1 protein-coding gene is annotated in these 2,328 nt (G+C 59.4%); it reads left to right on the top strand.

Annotated features, from left to right (window positions below):
• Positions 1-848 precede the first annotated feature (848 nt).
• Entirely contained in the window at positions 849-1,853 is a 1,005-nt protein-coding gene (locus RCH06_RS17750) for a DNA-binding protein (RefSeq protein ID WP_327082788.1), read from the top strand.
• Positions 1,854-2,328: the final 475 nt, after the last annotated feature.

The raw sequence follows: 2,328 nt of genomic DNA, 5'->3' as shown, positions 1-2,328 counted from the left end.
GATGCAGTTTGAGGAAAACTGGCTTGCGGCTCAGGCCCATCAAGCCCGTTCATGATCTCGGTTATGGGATACGGAATCCAGGGGCAAGGTCACCCCGCCCCAAGTCAAGACGGCACTTCGTGTCCGTCAGGGCTTCGCCCGCGACGCAAGGTCGCCCCCAACAGCCAGTTTGGTAATGAAGGGCATCGCCACCGGTATTTGCCTCATGCCGGGCACTATCCTGTCTGACTGGGTTGGCCAAATATGCAGTCCAACAGAAAGTTCGGTGGAGATGCTGAGCCGAAATGGCCAACTGAGGGCCGTAACAGGCTGCCAGCGGCGTTAAAAGCGTTTTAGCAGGGGGTTGCTACCTTCCTTATAGAAACCGCGCCAGAGGGCCTGCTGTCATTACGCCGGACATCCTGCGAAACCTGCTGGGAAAAATAGCGGTTGAGCAGCTCGGCACCGTAATCGAACGCGGTGCGGTCATGCCTGCTGCCCAGCAAGACCCTCTCGAACAATGGCGTCACTGCGCGTCCAAGACGTCTGCGCCTGCGCTCAAAAGCGCACTACAAGGCCTCAGCAGACCCTGGCGGGGACAGGCGGATGATCTCTGCCTGCTGGGTGGCCCGCTTGAGGCCGCATGCAGCTCAAAACTGATCCTGGCGACAGGAGACATCTTCTGCTGAAGCCGGGCATGACAAGGGCAGGGTTTGAAAACACCTATTTTTCGTTCCTGAAGCTAGTTTAACAAAACAAACTTACAAAATATTATTTATAAGTTTGTTTTGTTTGTTTTTTAAGTAGGTAAATTTGGTGATTTCATGGGTTTGTTCTATGCTGCAGGCTTCCAACCCCAGGAGTGCCGCATGCGAAACCCAGAAATTCCCGATCAAGACATCGTTAAGGCCGGCCAGGAGCTGCTGGCGGTAGGCCGCTTGGTCAACGGTTATGCCTTGCGCACGAAAACGGGGGGCGGCAAGCCCGAGCGGCTGTTGAAAGTGTGGGAAGAACACGTGAGTGGCCAGACGGCGGTGCCCTTTGCGCCGGTCGCTACCGAGCTGCCGCTGGAGATGGCCGAGGAACTGGCGGCGGTAACCCAAGCTTTGTGCGAGCGCATGGCCGCGCTGGCCAATTCACTGAACAACAAGGCCGTTCAGGCTGCGGAACGCCGGGTGCACCAGATTCAGCGCTCGGCGGATGAGCAGAGCGGAAAAGACAAGGCAGAACTAGCCGATGCGGCGGTGGTAGTCAATGAGCTGCAGACCAAGCTCAGCCAGGCGGAGACAGAGGAGGAAGCGCATCAAAAGGCACTGGCCGACGCCCAGGCTTTGAATGAGGTGGGTACTCGCAAATTGAGCCAACTGGGTGATCGTCTGGCCACGCAGGAGCGTGAAAGCCAGGCGGCTGGCTTGGGGCACGCTGCTCAACTGGACGGGCTCAACAAGCTGCTGGAGGACGAACGCAGTTCTCATCAAGACGCGGTAAAGATGCAGCGCGATGAACTGCTCGAGCAAAGCAAGAACGCGAGCGATACACGGGAGGCGCTGAACAAGGAAGTGGCCATTGCCAAGGCCGAGACCGCAGCGGCCAGGCAGGCACTGAGCCAGCAGGAAGCCAGTGTTCAGAAACGGCTTGAGGCGGCCGAGACGAAACTTGGCAACGCGGGCCAGGCCGCCAGCACGGCGCGGGAGGACGCTGCCCGATTAGGTGGCCAGGTGCACGCCTTGCAAGTGCAGGTGACTGAGCTGATGCGTGTCATTGCCACCCGGCTGGCCGTGCAGGATTCGAAGGGCGGCATCGCGGCCGGCACGGGTCAGGTCGAGACGACGCGCTTGATGCCGGACAGCGGGAGCCCGGTTTTGCAATCCTGATCAACGCACAGCCACAGGGCTAAAGTCCGGGCGACGTGGGGGATTTCTACCGTCCTTCGTCACTTCCTCCTGGGGAGGGGTAGCCCGTACCTGATGGTGGCCAGGCGTGTCGCCTGGGGTCCGGCAGCGTCAAAACCCAGGGACAGCCAGAACGCTGGAGGTCGCCTTGGGGGGATTGCCGGTGCGGCTCGGACAACTGCGCCATGGCGTCATAGGGCCGGGATGCTTTGTATGCGTTCGGCTTCGGATGCCGCGACCCAGATAGTGTTCAGATCGGGCGCGCAGCCCATCATGCGCTCGATGATGGCATGGGGGCGTTGACGCCCTCTGTGCGGCAAGCTGCTGCAGGTGCTGATCGATCCTGACGGCCAGCCGGCACCATTCTGACCTTGCCCCCAGAAAACGTATCCCTTGCTGAGTGGTTCAATTCAGACAAGGAAAACGAAAATGACAAAGACATCAAGGGCCAAGTACA

The sequence above is a fragment of the Polaromonas sp. CG_9.5 genome, assembly GCF_035984465.1.
In the GTDB taxonomy this organism is placed as follows: Bacteria; Pseudomonadota; Gammaproteobacteria; order Burkholderiales; family Burkholderiaceae_C; genus Polaromonas.
Note: the sequence above shows the minus strand (reverse complement) of the source record. Positions and strands in the feature narration are given on the sequence as shown.